This window comes from Robiginitalea aestuariiviva (assembly GCF_029537735.1).
Classification (GTDB): domain Bacteria; phylum Bacteroidota; class Bacteroidia; order Flavobacteriales; family Flavobacteriaceae; genus Robiginitalea; species Robiginitalea aestuariiviva.
This window is the reverse complement of record NZ_JARPUQ010000001.1, coordinates 898,898-920,677: the sequence shown is the minus strand read 5'-3', so window position 1 is coordinate 920,677 and position 21,780 is coordinate 898,898. Positions and strand designations below refer to the sequence as shown.

Sequence of the window (21,780 nt, the reverse complement as noted above, 5' to 3'; positions counted from 1 at the left end):
AAAGAATCGGACAAACGGTTTAAATTTTGGCTGAACACCACCCGGTATACCCCTAAGGGTGAGACACTTTGCGGTCAGATTGCACAAAAAAGGCCCGACACCGCCAGGTGTCAGGCCCTCATATTCTTTTGGGGAACCGGGTTACATGCTGACTACGATAAATTCGGACCGCCGGTTGAGCTGGTGCTGCGCTGCGCTGCAGGCTACACTGCCGTCACAGCCATTGAGCAGGCGTTCTTCCCCATACCCTTTGGCACTTTGGATCCGTGCCGGGGCAATTCCCTTGCGGATCAGGTAATCGCGGGTGGATTGGGCTCGTTTTTCGGACAGGTACTTGTTATAGGCGCGTTTTCCGCGGGAATCCGTGTGGGATTCAATGGCAATCACCATAGTCGGGTATTCGTTCATGGTGTCGACCAGCTTGTCCAGGGAGCGGGCCGCATCATCCCGGATGGCATAGCGGTCAAAGTCAAAGTAGATATTATCCGTTTTAAGCTTGCGTACGCCTTGTTCCACTATAATGCGCTCTTCCAGCTTGCGCAACGGCATTTCGGCCATGTTTACGGGCTCATTGTTGCCGGTTTCTACCTCCCATTCCTGTTGCTGGTAGGTGTCTCCGTCTACCACCACCTTATACCGGGTATTGCTTTCGAGGTCCTCAAAGACAAAGCTGCCGCCATCGTCGGTCACCATTTCCTTGAGTTTCACATTGGTGCTATCCAGCAGGCCAACCATAGCATCGGGGACTTTTTCACCCGTAATCAGGTCGGTCACTACCCCTGCAATGGCATTTTCGTTGGCTTCTTCGGGGAACAGGCGCTGGAAGGAATACAGGTCGTCATCGCCCTTGCCGCCCCTGCGGTTGGAGGCGAAATAACCCTTTTGGGTATCCTCGTTGATAATAAAGGAAAAGTCGTCCTTATTGCTATTGATGGGTTTGCCCACATTTCGCACCTCCAGGAACCCGGATTCCGCTTCGGCGTCAAAAGACACCTCGTAAACGTCCAGGCCGCCCAGGCCTAGGTGCCCATCGGAGGAGAAGTATAGCTTTTCCCCGTTTATGAAGGGAAAGAGTTCTTTTTTCTCGGTATTGATTTCCGGCCCCAGGTTGCGCGGTTCCGAAAATTGTCCGTCTCCCAGCACATCGACCACAAAAATGTCGGTTTCGCCTATGCTTCCGGGCATGTCCGAGGCAAAATACAGCTGTTTTCCGTCCGGGCTTAACGCCGGGTGGCCGGTGGAATAGTCCTCCCCGTTAAAGGGAAGTTCCACGGCTTCGGTCCACTGCCCGCCCACTTTATGGGACATATACAGCTTCAGATGATTTACCCCGTTTTTGTCCCGGCGCAGTTTCTTCTTGTAATTGTTCCGGGTAAAGTAAATGGTTTGCCCGTCCGGGGAAAAGGTAACCCCGGCCTCATGGTATTTGGTGTTTAGCGTTTTGGAAAATTTTACTGCCCCGCCCAGGTCTTCCCCTTCGGCGTTTACCCGGGCCACATAGAGGTCCAGGTAGGGCTGGTCATTCCATTTATACCTTCTGGTATTAAAAAAGGCGCTGTCTACGGAGGAGGCGTATACTACCTTGTCGTCCCCATAGAACATAGGGGCAAAGTCCGAGTACTTGGAGTTAACCGAAACATTTTTGATGCGGAAACCATCTTCGGCATTCAGAATATCGTCCAGAGCTGTTTGCCGCGCCTCGAGGGTAGTCTTGTTGGGACGGATGGTTTCCGTTTCCATGGCGCGGTTGTAGAGTTTCATAAACCGGTTGGCCCGGGCATATTTGCCGTTTCCTTTCAGGGAATGGGCGTACCGGAACAGGTTTTCGGCAGACATACGGTCGGACTGCAGGTCGTACAGGCGGTCGTACCAGTACAGGGCCCGCTCCATATTGGTATTAAAGTAGTGTGCGTCTGCTACGTTTTTCAGCACGCGGGCATCGGCATTTGAAGGTTCCCGGGCAATGGCGGACTCGTAAAGCTCCGCGGCCTCTGCATACCACATCTTATCGAAATATTCATCGGCCTTGCGAATAAGCTTATCGGGGCTTTTTTCGCCGGGATCCTGTTGGATCAGGTAGGTATTTTCGGCCAATTCTTCTTCGGACGCATCCAGGCCCACGGCCAGAATCCAGAGGTCTCCCTCATAGGCGCCGTTAAGCTTGGAAACCACCCCATGCAGGGCTTCCTGAGGGTCGGTATAGCTTTGGGCGTAAACGTAATTAAGCTGGTTTTCGGGGTTTATAAACTGTCCGGGTTCCAAATCGCTTCGCTTGAATTGGCGCAACAACCTGCGGATGTTCCTGGAATCCTGAAAAGCCCCTGCAATCAGGTAAAAACCGGGCTGCAGGGCAATGGGTCCATCCATTTGTCGCGCCCCCACATGCATGGAGCGCGCCTTTTGGCTGAAAGATTCCCAGGTAGTAAGGGTCGGGGATGCCGTCGCTTGCCTTAGGGCTCCGGGTGCGGTCGGGGTTCCGGCGTCGGCATATGCCGCGCTCCCGGAGTAATCGGACTGCGCTCCCAGGGCCAGTGTGGCCAGCGTGCAAAGGATAAAGATCAGAGATCGCCTTGGGTGGGTCATGAGTTGGTTCTGTTGAAACTAGAGTTGATGAAACGGTTCCCCTCCATCCCATAACGCCGAAAGTAATGCTTATGCCTCCCCGGGATTATTTTTTGTTGTGAAGTGTTTCGAAATTGTCGTGAAAGCCGCTTCCTTGTAGTTTTGTCAGGACGCGGTTTGTCGATCAGCACCTGAAAAAATGGGCCTTTCGACCATACCAAAAGGTATAAAAAAAGCGCCTCCAGGGCGCTTATTCATATAGTGCGGACGGGACTATTCTTTTTTGTCCTCCAGTTTATCGTCTTCCCGGGAGGCGTCCTTGAATTCTTTGATTCCGCTTCCCAGCCCACGCATGAGTTCCGGAATTTTCTTGCCTCCGAACAACAGCAATACCACCATTACAACGATGGCAATCTGCCAGGGGCCTATGGCGAGGAAAAAAGTAAGTGCATTCATTCCAACTCGGTTTAAGTAGGGTAAATGTACGGAAAAAACCAATTCTAGCCCCTTTAATTCTGGCATAAGATGTATTTTAGACGGTTCAAGCCCCAAATGCTAACCGATGCCCCCTGTCAGGTCCTGCACACCTGGGAGGACCAAGGGGCTTAACGCAGCAGGAATTATGGCAAAGCAAGAAAAGCGGCGGAAGGAGATCAAACGCAAACTCCTCCACAAATACCGGCTGGTTATCCTCAACGAAAGCACCTTCGAGGAAAAGATCTCCTTTAAACTGAGCCGGCTGAATGTCTTTGTTACGGGTTCCCTCCTTGCTATTGGGCTAATCGCCTTTACCACCCTGCTAATCGCCTTTACCCCTTTGCGGGAATACATCCCAGGCTATTCGTCCACGGCCCTGAAGCGGCAGGCCACCGAACTCACCTTTAAAACGGACTCCCTGGTCACTGTACTTAATTACACCAATCGGTATATTGATAATATCCGAAGTGTGTTGCGCGGGGATATCGCCAACGATTCCCTGGCCCGGGACTCGGTTTTTGAACCCTTCAAGCTGGACCCTGCGGAATTTGACCTCAGCCCCATCCGGGAAGACAGCGTATTGCGTGCCCAGGTGGCCCTGGAAGACAAATACAACCTTTTTGAACGGCCCGCGGCCGATGGCAGCAAGTTGCTGTATACCCCCTTAAGCGGTACGGTCACCCAGGGTTATGACCCGGACCAAAAACATTACGCCGTAGATGTAGTGGCAGCCGTAGACACCCCCATCAAGGCAGTAGCCAACGGGCGGGTAATCTTTGCGGAATGGACGGCCGCCACAGGCTATGTGATTATCCTGGAACACCCGGACGACCTCACTTCTGTTTACAAACACAACGGTTCCCTGGCCAAATCCCAGGGTGATGTGGTGCGGGCCGGCGAGGTGATAGCATCTGTCGGGAATACCGGCGAATTTACCACCGGGCCCCATCTCCATTTTGAACTGTGGCAGGAAGGCCGCCCGGTGAATCCGCTCAACTACGTAGATTTCGACTGACCATGACCCTGAAGGAGATTGCCTCCCGAATCTTTGCTGCCTATGTCCACCGGAAGAATGCCTGGTGGATTGCCAACCCCGTGCCCGCCCAGCAGCGGGTTTTCCGGGAATTGATCCGCTCCGCAGGAAATACCGCCTTCGGAAAGGACCACCATTTTGACCGTATCCAGACCCCAGCCGATTTTGCCAGGGAGGTCCCCGTGCGGGATTACGAAGGACTCCGGCCCTATGTAGACCGCATCCTGCAGGGTGAGGAAGATGTATTATGGCCTGGCAAGCCCCTGTACCTGGCCAAAACCTCCGGTACCACCTCCGGCGTTAAGTATATCCCCATTACCCGGGTATCCATCCGCGAGCAGGTACGGGCCTCCCGCAATGCCATCCTGAACTACATTCACCAGACGGGGAATTCGGCCTTTGTAAACGGGAAAATGATTTTCCTGCAGGGCAGCCCCGAACTCACCGAAAAAAACGGCATCCAAACCGGAAGGCTTTCCGGGATTTCGGCCCATTACGTGCCGGGCTACCTCCAAAAAAACCGCCTGCCCAGCTGGGAGACCAACTGTATTGAAGAATGGGAAACCAAGGTAGACCGTATTGTGGAGGAGACTGCTAACCAGCCTATGTCGGTTATTGCGGGTATTCCCTCCTGGGTACAGATGTATTTTGAGAAACTCCGAAAGCAAACCGGAAAATCCGTAGGGGAGCTCTTCCCGGATTTTAACCTGTTTATATATGGGGGCGTGAACTTTGAACCCTACCGCAACACCTTTACGGAACTTATCGGCCGGCATGTGGACAGCATTGAGCTGTTCCCGGCCAGCGAAGGGTTCTTTGCCTACCAGGACCAGCAGGGGGAACGGGGCCTGTTGCTCCTGCTCAGCGCGGGTATCTTCTATGAATTCATCCGGGCCGACGAATTCCAGGAAGCCAACCCCAGGCGCTATACCATAGGGGAGGTGGAACTGGGGGTCAATTACGTGATGATCCTCTCCACCCATGCCGGCCTTTGGGGGTATAACCTGGGGGACACCGTGGCCTTTACCTCCCTGAAACCCTATCGCGTGATCGTGACGGGCCGCATCAAGCATTTTATATCCGCCTTTGGCGAACACGTCATTGCCAAGGAGGTGGAATACGCCATGGAAACAGCCCTGAACCAATGCGGGGGTCAGGTCTCGGAATTCACAGTAGCGCCCATGATCGACCCGCCCGAAAAGGGGTTGCCTTACCACGAGTGGTGGGTAGAGTTCGAACGGGAGCCGGAAGACCTGGAGACCTTTATCCAGGTGCTGGACCAGGCCATGCAGCAGCAGAACAGCTATTACTTCGACCTGATCGACGGGAATATCCTCCAAACCCTGAAGGTGCGGAAGGTTGCCAAAGGCGGGTTCCAGGCCTATATGAAGTCCATCGGGAAGCTGGGCGGGCAGAACAAGGTGCAACGCCTTGCCAACGACCGCAAGCTGGCCGAAGGCCTGGCGGCCCTGTCCGGGGCATAGGGAGATCGGGCTCCCCCTGCTTTCTTGTAGGAAAATTAAATGTATTTTTGTCCCAGAGTTAGCTATGGAAACAACCCGATCCCAGGAATCCACCAACGCCATCGAGCGCATGTACATCACCATGCGCCACCTGCTCAACCGCGGGTTTTACAAGCCTATGGGGGTTTCCGGGGAGACCCTGAGAAATGCCCTCTTGCAGTTGCGCCCGGAGATTTACGGGTCCATTGCCGAAGACAAGGCAGAGTTGGAGGGTCTTATTTATGTGCTGGAGCGCCTGCCCCACGGGATCGAGCAGTGCAAATACATCAACCTCACTTCGGACGAGGGCTACGGCAAATCCCATTTTAAGGCCATTGTCCCCCCCAAACGCCGGCGCAACTGCTACCGGATCGACGAGCAGCAGATGAACATTGAGATCACCCGGGGCCGTTCGGACATCTACGACATCCTGACCCACCTGACCTTCCTGTTTATCGAATCCGACAAGATTGGCCGGCGGGTACTTATTGACGAGGAAAACGAAACCACCATCCGGGACTGGGGCAAACTCAAGGATGCCGTGCAAAAGGGGAAACTCAGCCAGGCAGACCGGGAAGTGGCCCTGATCCACACCGCCAATATCCTGGGCCGTTCTTTTGTGGACGTCATGGAGGTTCATGCCAAACTCGCCACCAAATCCGACCCCGAACGCTTCCTTAAGATTGTATACTGGCTGGGCCGCCTGGCCATAGAAGAGCGTACCAGTGGGGATAAACGAACCATAACCTTCAGTGCCCTGCTGCGGGAGCGGCTGGGCCACCACATCCACGGGGAGCGCTGGGCCAACACCATCAAGGAAACCCTGCACAGGAAGGGGCTCCTGGGCAGGCCCATCCACATCATCAGCTCCAACATGCACAGCGTCCTCAACACGCTGTTTGCGCGCAAGGCCCTGGGTAAGGAAATGCCCAAGGCCGGTGCCCTGGAGGTGTTTGAGGCCCTGAGCCATTCCGAAAATGACAAACTCCGGACCAAGGTGGCCAACCTGGCGGCCAAAAACGGGATGATACAGCTGGACGACACCTCCGGCGCCAACATCGACGTGCAGATCTTCGATACGGGATCCATGACGGACGAGGCCTGCTGTTACGAGCGCTCCGAAGCCTTCCGTAAGGACAAACCCGTGATCCTGGTTATGGACTACGCCTTCGGGGAACAGGCCTACGAAAGCGTAGACGAATTATTGAAGCCCTACCGCATTAACGGCAACCTGCACTACCTGGACGTGCATTCCATTTCCATCATGGGGAAGGCCGGCATCCTGCAGGGCGACAAGGGGGACCTGATGATCCCTTCGGCCCATATTTTTGAAGGCACCGCAGACAACTATCCCTTTCCGAACCAGCTCAGCAAAGCGGATTTTGAGGATTGTGGCCTGGAAGTCTGCGAAGGCACCATGGTTACCGTGTTGGGAACTTCCCTGCAGAACAAAGATATCCTCACCTTCTTCCTGAACTCCACCTGGAACGTGATCGGGCTGGAAATGGAAGGGGTGCATTACCAGAAAGCGATCCAAAGTGCCTCCCGCATACGTAAAAGCATACGGGAAGACGTGCAGGTGCGCTACGCGTACTACGCCTCGGACAACCCGCTTAAAACCGGACACACCCTGGCCTCCGGGGGCCTGGGCACCGCCGGGGTTAAACCTACCTATCTGATCACCGATAAAATACTGATGCAAATCTTTAACTCAAACGCGCATGGCTAAACCAGACAACACCCCTACGGGCTCCTCGGACGAAATAGACCTGGGCCAACTGTTTGCCCTGATCGGCAAAGGCTTTAACCGCATTTTCCGGGGCCTGCTCTCCGTTTACGTCTATTTACGGAAAAACATCTTCTGGCTGGGCGGGCTCACCATCCTGGGTGTGGGGATTGGCCTGGGCCTTAAACTTTTAGTTGGGGTCGAGCAAAAACTGGATGTGATTGTGACCCCCAACCTGGACACCAAGAACTATTTGTATGATGTTATCAGCGAAGTGCAGGCTGATATAAAGGCCAAAGACACTGCCTTTTTCGCCTCCCTGGGGATGGATGTGCAGCAGATGAAGGATTTTGAGATTTTGGTTGTCCCCCTTAAGGCGCAAAACAACTCTGCTTTTGAACAGGAAATGCAATTTTTGGAGTTGCTCAAGGATTTTGACGGGAATGGGGGGATTTCGGATATATTGCGTGGTGAACTCCAGGACAAGACCACCAAGGACCAGCGCATTACCTTTTATTTCCGGGATGCCCAAATTGGGGAGGATTATGCCCATAAACTGATGGACTATATCAACTCCAATCCGTACTATAATCAGCTGGTCAAAATGTATACCGAAAATGCGATGAACCGCATTCAACGCAATGACTCCCTGATCCGGCAGGTCGATGTACTCATTGAGAACTATACCCAAAAGATGCTGCAAGAGCAGGCGTCAACCGAAGGCCGGCTTGTACTGGAGAACCAAGAACCCCTGAACGTGCCTTCACTCTTTTCTCTGAAAAACCAACTTATCAGGGATACAGAAGCTAAGCGAGTGGAGCTGGAAAGCCGTAAGGAAGCGATTACAATAGTCAATTTCGGGAAGCCCCATAAGGTACAGAAACCCCTGTTCCAGAAGCGGGTGGTCTTTTTCCCCCTGATTTTACTTGGCGGATTTTTCCTGTTAGCCATTATCCGCTTCTTGAATAAGAAAGCCACAGAACTTCATATCCAATGAGTTATTCCAAAACAATATTAATTACCGGGGGCGCAGGCTTTATCGGCTCCCATGTGGTTCGATTATTTGTCACTAAGTACAGCGAGTCATATCGGGTTGTGAACCTGGATGCCCTCACGTATGCGGGCAACCTGGAAAACCTGAAGGATATTGAAGCTGCCCCCAATTACCATTTTGAAAAAGGGGATATAACAGACACGGCGTTTTTGGAGGATTTATTTGAAAAATACCGGTTTGACGGAATCATCCACCTCGCTGCCGAATCCCATGTAGATCGCTCTATTACAGACCCCCTGGCATTTGTGCGTACCAATGTAATAGGCACCGTCAACCTCTTGAATGTTGCAAAGAAGCATTGGGCAGGGGAATATGAAGGGAAACATTTTTACCACGTGAGTACGGATGAGGTGTACGGAACCCTTGGGGACGAAGGATTTTTTACTGAAGACACGGCCTACGCCCCAAATTCCCCATATTCGGCCTCCAAGGCGAGTTCGGACCATTTTGTTAGGGCCTATGGGGAAACCTATGGTTTGCCTTTTGTAATGAGTAATTGTTCCAATAATTACGGACCTTACCATTTTCCTGAAAAACTCATCCCCCTTTTCATAAATAACATCATAAACCAAAAGCCACTACCTGTTTACGGGGATGGGAATTATACCCGGGACTGGTTGTTTGTGGAAGACCACGCTGCCGCGATTGACCTGATCTTCCACCGCGGTAAGGAGGGCGAGACGTATAATGTTGGAGGGTTTAATGAGTGGAAGAATATTGACCTGGTACGCCTGTTATGCGCCAAGATGGATGAGAAGCTCGGGCGTGAACCAGGGACCTCAGCGTCCCTTATTACGTTTGTCAAGGACCGGCCCGGTCATGATTTACGCTATGCCATCGATGCCCATAAAATCCATACTGAACTGGGGTGGAAACCATCGGTTACTTTTGAAGAAGGCCTTGACCGGACCATCGACTGGTATTTAAAAAATACCGATTGGTTAAATCATGTCACCTCGGGCGCGTATCAGGAATATTACGCCACGTACTACGGGGAATAATCCCCAAAAAGAATCTAATATGAAAGGGATTATCCTGGCCGGAGGCTCCGGTACCCGACTACATCCGATCACCCTTGCGATCAGCAAGCAACTCATGCCGGTATATGACAAGCCGATGATCTATTATCCCTTGTCCACCTTAATGTACGCCGGTATCCGCGAGATCCTGATTATCTCTACCCCCAAAGACCTGCCATTATTCCGGGAAGTGCTCGGGGATGGATCACAATACGGGTGCCGATTCGAATACGCCGTGCAGGAAGCCCCCAATGGGTTGGCAGAGGCCTTCCTTATTGGCGCTTCATTTATCGGTAATGATAAGGTGGCCCTGATTCTTGGGGACAATATCTTCTATGGCTCCGGATTGTCCAGGTTGTTACAATCAAACAATAATCCCGATGGCGGAATTATCTATGCCTATAGGGTACACGACCCGGAGCGCTATGGGGTAGTGGAGTTCGATGAAGAAGGGAAGGCCATCAGCATAGAGGAAAAACCCGAACACCCCAAATCCAACTATGCGGTGCCGGGCATCTATTTCTATGATAATGACGTGGTTCAAATCGCCCGGAATATTACCCCAAGCCAAAGGGGCGAACTGGAGATCACAGATGTCAACAAAGAATATTTGAGAAGGGGGAAGCTCCATGTGAGCATCCTGGACCGGGGAACAGCCTGGCTGGATACAGGAACCTTCCAGTCCCTGATGCAGGCCTCGCAATTTGTAGAGGTTATTGAAGAGCGACAGGGCCTTAAAATTGGCTCGATCGAGATGGCAGCATACGAAATGGGGTATATTGATGCTGGTGCGTTTGAAAAGCTGGCCACCCCACTGCTCAAGAGCGGGTATGGCATCAACTTGCTGGGAGCGCTTAAAAACCGAAAGGTATGAAAGTTTTGGAAACCAGGCTATCCGGTTGCTTTCTTCTGGAGCCAGCGGTTTTTGAAGACGACCGCGGGTACTTCATGGAAACCTACAACCAAGAACGGTTTGAAAAAGCCTCAGGCATTCAGATAAACTTTGTACAGGACAACCAGTCTTACTCTAAAAAGGGAGTTGTCAGGGCACTGCACTACCAGACAGGGGATTTTGCCCAGGCCAAGCTGGTGCGGGTACTTCGTGGCGAGGTAATGGACGTTGCCGTGGATCTGAGGCCGGATTCGGACACTTTCGGGCAACACATTTCGGTACTGTTGAGTGCGAGCAATAAGAAGCAACTATTTATTCCCAGGGGGTTTGCACATGGGTTTGTCGCGTTATCCGACCATGTGGACTTCTTCTACAAATGCGATAATTTTTACAACAAAGAAGCAGAAGGCGGGATCATCTATAATGACCCTAGCCTGAACATTGATTGGAAGTTGCCTTCCGAGCAATTGTTGGTATCAGAGAAAGACCTGTTGCTCCCGAAGCTTGAACGCGCAAGGTTATGAAGAAGGTTTTAGTAACAGGAGCCAAAGGGCAATTGGGGCAGACCCTGCAGCGCGATGCGGGGAAGTCTGCGGATTGGGAATTTATATTTACGGACGCCGAGGAACTGGATATTACCAGCAGGGAGCAGGTAAATGCCTTTTTTCATAGGCATCGCCCGGATTTTTGCATTAATTGTGCGGCCTATACCCAGGTAGATCAGGCCGAGGACGAGCCTGAGAAGGCATATCTTATCAATGCCGTCGGGCCCAAAAACCTTGCATTGGCCTGCAGGGAGCTCAATACTACGCTTATCCATATCTCCACAGATTTTGTATTTGACGGAAAGAGGAAGGTTCCTTATACCGAAGAGGACGAGCCCAATCCATTAGGGGTATATGGCCAAACCAAATGGGAAGGGGAGAAATTCATTCAGGAGATCTGCCCGCAGCGCTTTATTATAAGGACGTCGTGGTTGTATTCCGAATATGGGCGCAATTTTGTTACAACGATGATTAGTTTAGGAAAGGAAAAGGACTCAATTAGAATTGTAGCAGATCAGGTAGGAACACCTACCTATGCCATTGATTTAGCCTCTATAATCCTCCAAATTATAGATTCGGGGTCCAATCGATTCGGGACCTATAATTATAGCAGCGAAGGTGTGGCAAGCTGGTATGATTTTGCAGTGGCCATATTTGAAGAATTACAGAAAGATATTAAAGTCATCCCTATAACTACTCAGGATTATCCAACAGATGCACAAAGGCCCTCCTTCAGTGTTTTGAATAAAGCAAAGATCAAGGAGAATCTAGGAATTACAATTCCCCATTGGAGGCAAACTTTGAGGTCCTGTTTGTCAAAACTCGATTAGAGGATAAATTACTAATGATTTTAGTGCTCGATTAACATATGATAAAGGACTTAATTCTCCATCTTAAGCAGATGCCTTGAGTTATTAATATCTATAGAGTTTAACGTCATAGGGCTATGACAAAGATGAGATTAATAGATTGAGAAAGAGGAAACCTTTAATCATATGAAGCCAATGATGAGGGTTTTATATAAAGCAAGCAACAAGCACAAGATGTGCCCAAAAGGGGAGAGAATCACCGTATTCTTGTTCGAAGACCAAAAGAAAAGCATACTAAAAAGCAAATAAATGGAATTCAAAGGAAAATCATTATTAATTACGGGTGGGACAGGTTCTCTGGGTAAAGCACTTACCAAGCATATTTTTAAAACTCATCCCGAAATTAGAAGACTGATCATTTTGTCGCGGGATGAACAGAAACAATTTCAGATGGCTCAGGAGTACCCACTTGAAAAATTTCCCCAAATACGCTTTTTTATCGGGGATGTACGGGATAAGGCCAGACTTGTAAGAGCATTTAAAGGGGTAGATTATGTCATTCATGCAGCTGCAATGAAACATGTTCACCTCGCGGAATACAACCCGGAGGAATGCATTAAGACCAATATTGGAGGGGCTCAGAATGTGGTAGACGCCTGTTTTGAGACTCAGGTAGAACGGGTAGTTGCCCTGTCTACAGACAAAGCTTGCGCCCCGATCAATCTGTACGGAGCAACAAAACTCACTTCAGATAAGCTTTTTATAGCCGCCAATAATATAAAAGGGGACAACCCCATTCGCTTCTCAGTGGTGCGCTATGGCAATGTAATGGGGTCTAATGGCAGCGTTATACCCTTTTTTATCAAACGCAAAAAGAAAGGGTTGGATTTACCTATTACTGATCCCAATATGACTCGTTTCAACATTTCTCTTCAGGGAGGGGTGGATATGGTTATGCATGCATTAGAGCATGCCTGGGGAGGAGAATTGTTTGTCCCCAAAATACCCTCTTATCGGATTTTGGATGTGGCTGAAGCTATTGGTCCGGACTCGGCTAAGCCTGTGGTTGGCATTCGTCCTGGGGAAAAAATACATGAAGAAATGATTACCCCTTCTGACTCCTTTTACACCTATGATCTGGGGACCTATTATGCGATTATACCCGCCACCCATAGGTGGAGTCTGGAGGATTTCATCACAAACTTCAAGGCGAAAAAAGTAGCCCCAGGCTTCAGTTATAATTCGGGTGAGAATGATGAATGGGAAACCGTAGACACATTAAGAAGTCTTATAACAGAACACGTAGACCCTTCATTTGCCAAATAATGAAAACAAGAGCAATTCCATATGGCCGACAGCATATAACGGAGGACGATATAAAAGCGGTTGCCGAGGCCCTAACTTCGGACTACCTAACCCAAGGCCCTAAAATTTCAGAATTTGAAGAGGCATTTGCCCATTATGTAGGCGCTGAATATGCAGTAGCGGTTTCCAATGGTACAGCAGCACTTCACTTGTGCGCCCTGGCATTAGATGTGCAGCCTGGTGATAAAGTCATTACTACACCCATTACTTTCGCGGCTTCTGCAAATTGTGTCCGTTACTGTGGTGGAGAAGTCGTTTTTGCCGATATTGATCCAAACACCTATTTGCTTGATATAAATTCGGTAAGGGCGATTTTAGAGAACGCTCCAAAAGGCACGTATAAGGGTATCATACCGGTGGATTTTGCCGGTAGAGCAGTTAATCTGGAAGCCTTTAAAGAATTGGCAGAAGCCTATGATTTATGGATTATAGAGGATTCCTGCCATGCCCCGGGAGGTTACTTCATGGATTCCAAAGGCGAAAGACAAAATTGTGGCAATGGAAACTTTGCGGACCTGGCCATCTTTTCTTTTCACCCGGTAAAACACATAGCATCTGGAGAAGGAGGTATGATTACCACCAATAGCCGAGAGCTCTATGATACTCTACTTCAACTGCGAACCCATGGGATCCTAAAGGATGAAAGTAAGTTCACCAACAGCATTGCCTTTGCAGGGGGAGAAGACGGGTATCCAGCCTGGTATATGGAAATGCAACAACTAGGATTTAATTACAGAATTACTGATTTTCAATGTGCGCTGGGGCTTTCACAGTTGAAGCGAGCCAACCAAGGGCTGGAAAGAAGAAGGCGTATAGCTGAGAAATATTTCAAAGCCTTTAAAGGATCACCTTTTATTAAGGGGCAATCCGGAATAGTTGCAGGTCACGCCTACCATTTATATGTTATTGAGGTTGAAGACAGGCTTGGGCTGTATGAATATTTAAGAGAACAGGGGATCTACGCCCAAATCCATTATATCCCATGCCATTTAATGCCTTATTATCGGCAATTTGGATGGAAGGAGGGAGATATGCCTCAAGCAGAAAAGTACTATGAAGGCTGTATAAGCTTGCCCATGTACCCTACTCTATCTGATGAAGAGCAGGACTACGTAATTGAAAAGATCCGATCTTTTTATGGGTAATTTGGCCATTATACCGGCCCGTGGAGGCAGCAAAAGAATTCCAAGGAAAAATATACGTGACTTCTTGGGCAAACCCATTATTTCTTATTCGATAGAGGCCGCATTGGAATCTGGCCTTTTCGAAGAAGTAATGGTGTCAACGGATGATGAAGAAATTGCTGAAGTAGCTCGAAAATATGGGGCAAAAGTGCCCTTTTTCAGGTCCAAGGAAAATTCGGATGACTTTGCTACCACCGCCTCAGTACTAATAGAGGTTTTGTCCAGATATGAGGAGTTTCAGCGCACATTTGATAATGTCTGTTGTATTTATCCATGTGCGCCACTTTTGAATGCTAAAACCCTTGTTGCGGCTTATAGGAATCTATTACAGGGCTTTGATACGGTTCTCCCGGTTGTTTGCTTTGGCTTTCCCATACAGCGCGCATTGAAAATATCAGGTGCTCAGGTGTTCTGGGAAAGCACAGAATATGCTCTTAAGCGCTCCCAGGATCTTGAACCTCGTTTTCACGACTGTGGTCAGTTTTATTGGTTCGATGCTATAGAATTCAAAAGCAATGGAGCCCTGATAACCAAAAACACAGGGTATATAGTACTCAAGGATACCGAAGTCCAGGATATAGATAATGAGGTAGACTGGCAATTGGCAGAATTAAAATATAAGCTGATGCATGGAATGGCCAACTAAGTATGCGAGCGTAAGAAAGGATACTTTTTTCAAAGGTAAATACGGGATTATTCCTATTCGATGGGAAGACCGAGAGGCTATTAGGCAATGGCGAAATGAACAGATTTATCACCTTAGACAGGAGCGTCCTCTTGAACCGATAGATCAGGATAATTACTTTATTGGCGTAGTTAAATCCTTATTTGAGGAATCCAGACCTGAACAATATCTTTTTTCATATACAAAGGATGGAAAGTGTATCGGTTACGGTGGGTTGGTACATATAAATTGGACTGATCTTAATGCCGAAATTTCTTTCATAATGAATACATCATTAGAGGAAAATGAATTCGAATTCCATTGGAAGAAATATTTAGAATTGATCGAAGCCTTTGGATTTATGGAGTTGGGACTTCATAAATTATATGTTTATGCCTTTGATTTAAGACCGCATTTATACCATGCGCTGGAAGAGGCTCACTATTTTGAGGATGCACGATTAAAACAGCATTGTTTATATAATAAAAGATTCATTGATGTGGTAATTCACTCCAAACTGAATGCGCCATGAAGATAGGATTACTCGCAAGTGGGGGTCTCGGCTTCAAATTACTAAAACATCTTTCTGTTAAACACCAAATCGAATTTGTGTTTACGGATGCAGGGTCAGATGCTATTGTAGATTTCGCCAATAGAAGCAGCTATCCTGTTTTTATCGGAAACCCTAGAAAGGGCCGATGTACAGCCTTTGTGGCAGACAAGGAGATAGATGTTCTGGTATCCATTAATTATTTGTTCCTTATTGAATCCGATTTGATACAATTGCCTTCTAAACTTGCATTTAATATTCATGGTTCTCTATTGCCTCGATACAGGGGCAGAACACCTCATGTATGGGCCATCATAAATAACGAAAGAGAAACAGGGATAACGGCTCATGTCATAGATGAAAATTGCGATACCGGGCGAATTTTAGCTCAAGAGAAAATCCCAATATTACCCAATGACACAGGCTATACCATACTAAATAAATTTGCTGAAGTATACCCTAAGCTGGTGGATAAAGTCTTTGATCTTGTATCAATGAATGACTTTGAAGGAATAGCTCAAGATGAGATTCAAGCTACTTATTTTGGAAAAAGAACCCCTGAAGATGGAGAAATTGATTGGGATTGGTATCGAGAAAGAATACAGAATTGGATTCGTGCCCAAGCTCCTCCTTATCCTGGCGCATTTTCCTATTATCAAGGAGAAAGAATTATTTTCAGAAGCAGTAAAGCAAGCTCAGTCGGATACCATTATGAACAGAAAAATGGTACAATTCTGCACACAAATCCGTTAACCATTAAAACTTCAAACGGTGCGTTGGAGGTTGAAATTATTTGCCCTGATATGGAGATATCATTTGAAACGGGAGAATTGTTTAAGTCAAGCACAGATTTAAAATGAAAATAGGAGACAAAAATATTGGTGGTGACAACCCCTGTTTTATTATAGCGGAACTTTCTGCAAACCATAATGGTAAATTAGAGGTTGCAATAGAAACGATTCGCGCAGCGAAAAGAGCTGGTGCAGATGCAATTAAATTACAAACCTATACGCCAGATACATTAACGATAAACTGTTCTAAAGACTATTTTAAAATAGACGGTGGAACCCTGTGGGATGGAAAAACCCTCTATGAACTTTATGGCGAAGCCTTTACTCCCTGGGAATGGCATAAGGAACTATTTAAAATTGCTGCAGAAGAGGGCCTAATCTGCTTTTCATCTCCTTTCGACAAAACCGCAGTAGACTTTCTTGAGGATTTGAATGTTCCAGCTTATAAAATTGCATCCTTCGAAATTCAAGATATCCCTTTGATTAAATATGCGGCTTCAAAAATGAAGCCAATTATAATTTCAACAGGAATAGCCACATTAGACGACATTGAACTCGCCATAAATACTTGCCGAGAGGTAGGAAATAATGACATTTCAATTTTAAAATGCACCTCATCTTATCCTGCCCCATTGGAGTTGGCGAATTTAAACACCATAACAGACATGAGATCCAGGTTTGGGGTGGTTATTGGATTTTCGGACCACACTTATGGGTGGGTGGCACCGGTAACCGCAACCACCTTGGGTGCAAAGATCATAGAAAAGCATTTTATTCTTGATAAATCTATAGGTGGTCCTGATGCGGATTTTTCGCTTGATGAACAAGAGTTTGGCGAAATGGTTACAGCAGTCCGGAACACAGAAAAACTACTGGGGAAAGTGGATTACACCCTTTCTGAAAAGGTTAAGAAGAATAGGAAGTTTGCAAGGTCGCTTTTTGTTGTTAAGGATGTTATATCTGGAGATATTTTGACTGAAGAGAATGTAAGGTCCATTCGGCCTGGATATGGTCTTCATCCAAAATATTATAAGGAGATTCTGGGAAGAAGATTCACGAAGGATGTTGAAAGGGGTGAACCGCTCGATTTCGATATGTTTGATTTTTAAAAGGGGATCCTTTAGTCTTTTTGATAATAAAAGTATTGCGCAGTATTAGAATATTGTAAAGCTAATAACTAAGCTATAGTCAGGGCATAATAAAATTATGTTTTGTGCTTAATCCTATGCGATGAGTGTTATAAACTAAATCTGATTAATGAAGACGGGTTTTTCGAATATATCCTTACGAGCACTGACTCTGCTTTCAAAATTCGCATTTTTACTTTTTCTGGGGAAATATTCGATGGACGAATCAAACCTTGGAACTTTTGGTCTTGTTGTAACTACAATTGCCTTGCTAATTTATGTTTTGGGGTTTGATTTTTATGTTTTTAATACTCGCGAAATACTAAAGGAAGGCGAGTCAGGTATGCACTCCAAATTAGAAGGGCAATTTGTATTTCACTTGCTTGCCTATATAATAGTTTTGCCCATAAGTTTCTGGGCCATATTTTATTTTAATTTTTTAGATTCGGATCTTTTCCTTGTCCTTTTGTTACTAATCATATCCGAGCATTTAGGTCAGGAACTCTATCGCGTGTTCACTACATTAGAAAGGTCTGTTTTAGCCAACCTTATGCTCTTTTTCAGATCTGGACTGTGGATTTGGGTAGTTCTAATGGACTTCTTTTTAATCGACAATCCTGTTGATCTTAAACGATACCTTTGGCTTTGGGCTGGATTTTCCTGGGCCTCAACTCTAGTATTTGGTAGCATATTCTTGTCAATCATAGGGCTAGGAGGCTTTAAATTTGAAGGAATTGATATTGGTTTCATTAAAAGGGGTGTGCGTACAGCAGGCATATTTTTTATGGGATCTATATCATTTCAAGTTATAAATTTTGCAGATAGATATATGATTGATTTTTTTCACGGGAAGCAACTACTCGGAGTATATACTGCTTATGCACAGTTTTCTAATTCTGTTGAAATATTTACTTTCAGTGCTGTTACTATGGTGTTTTATCCAAGACTTGTTAAAACTGCTGAAGAGGCACTACAATATAAAAGGCTGCGCAGAATATTTTTTAAAAGAAGTCTTTTGACCACTATACTATTAATAGTATTCGTTGCTGCATTAGCGCCGTTTTTTCTTCGATTCATGAACAAAAGTTCATTTTTAGAAGAATTAAACGCCCTTTATTTTCTCCTTGGAGGGTCGTTGCTCTTAACAATCTCTAATGTCTATCATTACGATCTTTATGTTAAAAAGAAAGACCGGTTAATTCTGACTTCAGCCCTCATTGCAATGACAATTAATGTTGTTATGAACCTTATATTGATTCCCAGATATGAGCTTATAGGCGCCTCTATTGCGACGCTATTTGCTTTTTTAGTTTTGGCGGTAATAAAGGGGGTTATAAGTAATAAAAAAGCCATCGAGGACACAATTAGAATTGATTATACTGCGGTAAAAGGTTGTCACCGAAACAACAATTCTGATAGGGAAATTTTATAAAGGTTAAATACTTAATTGCGTCATAAAATTTAAAAGTTGTGGATAATATTATTGTTAAGGCTATTAATCTCTACTTCTGAAAGTACTAACCTCAAGGTAAGGAACCTTGTGTCAATAAATACCTTTTAACTTTGTCTTTAAATCAAATGAAGAACATATGTTTTATTGCGAATTACTACAAAACATATGTTTTTGTTGAAATTGCAAATCAGTTAAAAGAGCATGGAATTAACTCCTATTGGATAATTCCAAGTAAAAAACAATTTCAAGAGCTTAGAAAAGAATTTCCGGAAGAACAACTATTGTATATTGGAAAAAAGGACATATTAAAACTAGAGAAAAATCCACTTCCTTTTGATTTGAAATTAAATGAACTAATCTATGGAGACCGGGTTTTAAAGTATGAATCTAAACAATGGACTTATGACTATCTTCAAATACTTGCCTTTGAATACTATGGGTTCATTAAAAGAAATAATTTGAGTCATATTTTCGGTGAAATTACGTGGGCTCATGAACTTCTTTTGCATAGATTAACGCTAAAGGCGAAAGAGCTTAATTGTGAATTTTTAAATCCTCATACAATAAGAATTCCTAATCGAAGGTTTGCTTTTTTTACTGATGAATTTCAATCTATAATTAAAGAGGTTTCCATATCCTCTTTATCGGGACAATATAAAATAGAAATTGAAAAGCCTTCATATCTCAAACTTAATGACAAAATTGTTGCCAGAAAAAGTTCTATAAGGTATAACCTGACTCTTCTGAAAAATTTTGTTTTACGGACCAACCAAGATTCAAATGATCCAACACTTTACAGTAATCCCTTCACACTTTTTAAAATTAGATCGAAAGAAATTCTAAATAGAATAGTTTTCAATTATTTGATCAAGGAGAAATCGCGAAAGGAACTTCCTGAGGATCTTAACTTTATTTTATTCACCCTTCACAAACAGCCAGAAGCCTCAATTGACGTTTTGGGGAGATATTATGAGAATCAAATTGAATTAATTAAAAATATTTGGAGGATACTTCCAATGAACCATATTTTATTGGTAAAGGAACACTCAAACGCAATCGGTGATAGAAGCATCAGTTTTTACAGGGAAATCAAAAAATTGAAAAATGTATATTTAATAAATCATCGGGAGGACTCACATAAGTTATTAGATATATCTAGGGCTGTTTTTACAGTTTCAGGAACAATTGCCTATGAGGCGGCACTAATGGGGAAGTATGCGTTTACCTTTGCTCCTGTATTTTTTAATAGGATGAAGCATTGCATGGAGGTATCCTGGAAGGATTTTAGGACGAATTCTTTTGAAGACCTGCTGAATAAGAATCAAAGTGGAGTAGGTGTTGACATATTTTCAAAATGGTTGATGGAAAACTCCTTTGATGGCATCATGTCAGATTCTTTTGGTGACCCAAGATCTATAAAAGAACAGAATATTCAATTCCTAAGTGAGGCTTTCACGAAAATTATTAAATAATGTATGTATTAAACAAACATTATTTAATTCAATTATCTTTAGTCATTGCTCTATTGTTTTTGGCCTTTACCAATCTGATTGCTTTTGAAATTGGGCGGGTCTCGTTTTCCTTATATGTGGTTGTTGGGTTTTTATTTATTGTTTTAATTTCTTTTTTAAGGGTTAAAATTCCTCCAATAATCACCGGCTTACCATCATTGATTTTTTTATACATCCTTATAGCTTCAGCATTTAATATCAGCGCTTTCAGGATTACGTCAGTAATATATTCGTTCTTGTTTATTATATATTTCATATACCTGACTTATTATTCAAAGAAATATTTACCAGTTGAAGGTTTTCTAAAGGCACTAAAGTGCATTATCGTTTTCTTTTTCTTCACACTTATTTTTTCGCAATTAATAGTATTATTTGATTTACAGGAGCTTCATCGCCCGGAAGGATATTTTCAGAGCACAGGACAACTAGGGATTCAATATAATCATATAACAAATACTTACAGATTTCATTCTTTGTCTTCTGAGCCTTCCTATGCGGCACTTGTAGTAATAATAGCATTTGCGGCTCTGAATGAACTTATTTATGAAAAGAGGAAATTAGTAGTATACTTCTTGATGTTGCTATATATGATTACTTTTTTTAAATCGTCAATCGGATATATAGCTCTAGCGCTATTGGTTTTTGGTCAAATAAGGTTTTCAAAGAAGCATTTAACAATTTTTCTTCTTTTGATCTTTACTGGTAGTATTTTGTTTTTTTTTACTAATCTTGGTGGTAGAGGTGTTGAAAGAGTGCGTGATGTAGTTTTCCTTTTTTTTTCTTTTAAAGGAAATTTTATACATGAGCTTAATTTAATTGATTCAAGTGCTCATGCAAGGATTGGCCCTTTTGTCAGATATATTCAACAAATAAATCTTTTGGATTACCATAGTTATATTGGTTATGGGGCATCTAGCTCTGAACAGTTTTTCACCAAAATCATTTATCCCGAAGAATGGAACTCAAATCTAGTATTTAGACCTCCTTTTTTCCCGGGTTTTTTGTATGATTATGGAATTATTGGAATATTACTAGTTGGAGTATTTTTATGGAGACAGGTAAAGAACCAAAGCTTATTTTTTAAGCTTACTTTATTGATCATTCTTTTAAACTCAAATTTCAACACTCAATTGTTGTGGTTTTTTGTGATAATTCTTGTGTTAACTGGTTTTTATATAAAAACAATAAGTGAAAAGCGTAGGGATGAATGGTACATTTCTAAACTGTAGATTCCCATTATTTAGGAGTGTCTTCCTTCAAATGTAGATAAACTTCATGCTGATTTTTTGAATATTTCAGCACGTATTTCATAATCGATAGATTGATGTCTACTCTTATAGTCGTAATACTCTAAGTACTCGGCCAGTAGTAGTAAAGATCCATTGCATCTTTACGAGGTTTCAGATAGATTTTCTCATACTTTATCTTTCTCCCTAGGGTTTTAACAAAAGTTTTGTCGGAAGCCCTTCTCTTGCCACCCAGGCATAAACATATTCGCTTATCTAAGACGTAATTA

20 protein-coding genes are annotated in these 21,780 nt (G+C 44.9%); 17 read left to right on the top strand and 3 right to left on the bottom strand.

The genetic code is table 11. The features are described 5' to 3' along the window. Positions 1–141: 141 nt before the first annotated feature. Positions 142–2,583 (bottom strand): OmpA family protein, encoded by a 2,442-nt coding sequence (locus tag OZ410_RS04130; protein ID WP_277706652.1) that lies wholly within the window; start codon positions 2,581–2,583, stop codon positions 142–144. A gap of 252 nt (positions 2,584–2,835) precedes the next feature. Then, positions 2,836–3,018, bottom strand: coding sequence for a twin-arginine translocase TatA/TatE family subunit (locus OZ410_RS04125; protein WP_277706651.1), 183 nt, complete (start codon positions 3,016–3,018; stop codon positions 2,836–2,838). Positions 3,019–3,184: 166 nt separating this feature from the next. On the opposite strand from OZ410_RS04125, the gene OZ410_RS04120 reads away from it, so the two are divergent. From OZ410_RS04120 to OZ410_RS04045, 16 genes are all read left to right on the top strand, one after another. Beyond that, positions 3,185–4,054, top strand: a complete 870-nt coding sequence (locus OZ410_RS04120; RefSeq protein WP_277706650.1) for a M23 family metallopeptidase — start codon at positions 3,185–3,187, stop codon at positions 4,052–4,054. Positions 4,055–4,056: 2 nt separating this feature from the next. Beyond that, on the top strand, positions 4,057–5,556 hold the full coding sequence (locus OZ410_RS04115) for a GH3 auxin-responsive promoter family protein (protein WP_277706649.1): 1,500 nt from the start codon (positions 4,057–4,059) through the stop codon (positions 5,554–5,556). Positions 5,557–5,620: 64 nt separating this feature from the next. Further along, on the top strand, positions 5,621–7,303 hold the full coding sequence (locus OZ410_RS04110; RefSeq protein ID WP_277706648.1) for a DUF6909 family protein: 1,683 nt from the start codon (positions 5,621–5,623) through the stop codon (positions 7,301–7,303). Continuing rightward, entirely contained in the window at positions 7,296–8,297 is a 1,002-nt protein-coding gene (locus OZ410_RS04105; RefSeq protein WP_277706647.1) for a hypothetical protein, read from the top strand. The genes OZ410_RS04110 and OZ410_RS04105 overlap by 8 nt, the downstream gene beginning before the upstream one ends. Further along, the gene (rfbB, locus tag OZ410_RS04100; protein ID WP_277706646.1) at positions 8,294–9,355 is read left to right on the top strand and encodes a dTDP-glucose 4,6-dehydratase; all 1,062 of its coding nucleotides are present in this window, start codon (positions 8,294–8,296) and stop codon (positions 9,353–9,355) included. The genes OZ410_RS04105 and rfbB overlap by 4 nt, the downstream gene beginning before the upstream one ends. 19 nt (positions 9,356–9,374) lie before the next feature. Then, positions 9,375–10,247: a glucose-1-phosphate thymidylyltransferase RfbA gene (rfbA, locus tag OZ410_RS04095; RefSeq protein WP_277706645.1), complete on the top strand. Its 873-nt coding sequence runs from the start codon at positions 9,375–9,377 to the stop codon at positions 10,245–10,247. Next, complete coding sequence (rfbC, locus tag OZ410_RS04090) at positions 10,244–10,789, top strand: dTDP-4-dehydrorhamnose 3,5-epimerase (RefSeq protein ID WP_277706644.1); 546 nt, start codon at positions 10,244–10,246, stop codon at positions 10,787–10,789. The genes rfbA and rfbC overlap by 4 nt, the downstream gene beginning before the upstream one ends. After that, positions 10,786–11,640 carry a dTDP-4-dehydrorhamnose reductase gene (gene rfbD / locus OZ410_RS04085; RefSeq protein WP_277706643.1) on the top strand — a complete coding sequence of 285 codons (855 nt, stop codon included), beginning with the start codon at positions 10,786–10,788 and terminating at the stop codon, positions 11,638–11,640. Before rfbC ends, rfbD begins: the two co-directional genes overlap by 4 nt. A 288-nt stretch (positions 11,641–11,928) precedes the next feature. Continuing rightward, positions 11,929–12,945, top strand: coding sequence for a UDP-N-acetylglucosamine 4,6-dehydratase (inverting) (gene pseB / locus OZ410_RS04080; protein ID WP_277706642.1), 1,017 nt, complete (start codon positions 11,929–11,931; stop codon positions 12,943–12,945). Beyond that, complete coding sequence (gene pseC / locus OZ410_RS04075; RefSeq protein WP_277706641.1) at positions 12,945–14,129, top strand: UDP-4-amino-4,6-dideoxy-N-acetyl-beta-L-altrosamine transaminase; 1,185 nt, start codon at positions 12,945–12,947, stop codon at positions 14,127–14,129. The genes pseB and pseC overlap by 1 nt, the downstream gene beginning before the upstream one ends. Beyond that, positions 14,122–14,814 (top strand): pseudaminic acid cytidylyltransferase, encoded by a 693-nt coding sequence (gene pseF, locus OZ410_RS04070; protein WP_277706640.1) that lies wholly within the window; start codon positions 14,122–14,124, stop codon positions 14,812–14,814. Before pseC ends, pseF begins: the two co-directional genes overlap by 8 nt. Further along, positions 14,798–15,364, top strand: a complete 567-nt coding sequence (locus OZ410_RS04065; RefSeq protein ID WP_277706639.1) for a GNAT family N-acetyltransferase — start codon at positions 14,798–14,800, stop codon at positions 15,362–15,364. Before pseF ends, OZ410_RS04065 begins: the two co-directional genes overlap by 17 nt. Beyond that, positions 15,361–16,242, top strand: coding sequence for a methionyl-tRNA formyltransferase (locus tag OZ410_RS04060; protein WP_277706638.1), 882 nt, complete (start codon positions 15,361–15,363; stop codon positions 16,240–16,242). Before OZ410_RS04065 ends, OZ410_RS04060 begins: the two co-directional genes overlap by 4 nt. Next, positions 16,239–17,282 (top strand): pseudaminic acid synthase, encoded by a 1,044-nt coding sequence (pseI, locus tag OZ410_RS04055; protein ID WP_277706637.1) that lies wholly within the window; start codon positions 16,239–16,241, stop codon positions 17,280–17,282. The genes OZ410_RS04060 and pseI overlap by 4 nt, the downstream gene beginning before the upstream one ends. A 148-nt stretch (positions 17,283–17,430) precedes the next feature. Beyond that, positions 17,431–18,732, top strand: coding sequence for a lipopolysaccharide biosynthesis protein (locus tag OZ410_RS04050; RefSeq protein ID WP_277706636.1), 1,302 nt, complete (start codon positions 17,431–17,433; stop codon positions 18,730–18,732). Positions 18,733–18,878: 146 nt separating this feature from the next. Then, positions 18,879–20,225: a hypothetical protein gene (locus tag OZ410_RS04045; RefSeq protein ID WP_277706635.1), complete on the top strand. Its 1,347-nt coding sequence runs from the start codon at positions 18,879–18,881 to the stop codon at positions 20,223–20,225. A gap of 28 nt (positions 20,226–20,253) precedes the next feature. Here OZ410_RS04045 and OZ410_RS04040 read toward each other — a convergent pair whose 3' ends face one another. After that, positions 20,254–20,520, bottom strand: coding sequence for a hypothetical protein (locus OZ410_RS04040; RefSeq protein WP_277706634.1), 267 nt, complete (start codon positions 20,518–20,520; stop codon positions 20,254–20,256). Here OZ410_RS04040 and OZ410_RS04035 point away from each other — a divergent pair. Further along, positions 20,501–21,493, top strand: coding sequence for a hypothetical protein (locus OZ410_RS04035; RefSeq protein WP_277706633.1), 993 nt, complete (start codon positions 20,501–20,503; stop codon positions 21,491–21,493). The genes OZ410_RS04040 and OZ410_RS04035 overlap by 20 nt on opposite strands. The last annotated feature ends 287 nt before the right edge of the window (positions 21,494–21,780 follow it).